Here is a 347-nt window from a genome sequence, read left to right on the forward strand (position 1 = left end):
TGACACGACGCTGGCCGGCTACCCGCACGCAATCCTGGTGCCCTACGTGAGCGCCATCTTCCGGTTCACCGACAGTCTGGACGAGATCCGCGCCTCGATCGTCGCGGGTGATCTGGCGAGCGCGGTCAGCCATGTCGTCAATCTCCCCGCCAAGGTGGTCGGCGCGTTCCTCAACGGATACCGTCCCACCATCGCCCCCGAGTGGTCGGTGTTCCCCGGTCTGCTGAGTGAGGGCGGGACGCTCGACGGGTTCTTCGTTCAGTACCCGAAGCTCTTCGCCGATGCGCTGCGCAACCTCAACGCCCCCCGGTCTGCCCAGACCGCGGTGCCCGAGCTGAGCAGGGTGT

1 pseudogene is annotated in these 347 nt (G+C 66.9%); it reads left to right on the forward strand.

The features are described 5' to 3' along the window. Window positions 1–347: pseudogene (locus H7I41_RS16550) on the forward strand (hypothetical protein); the annotation flags it as partial.

Origin of the sequence: [Mycobacterium] manitobense, assembly GCF_025821665.1 — a bacterium.
In the GTDB taxonomy this organism is placed as follows: domain Bacteria; phylum Actinomycetota; class Actinomycetes; order Mycobacteriales; family Mycobacteriaceae; genus Mycobacterium; species Mycobacterium arseniciresistens.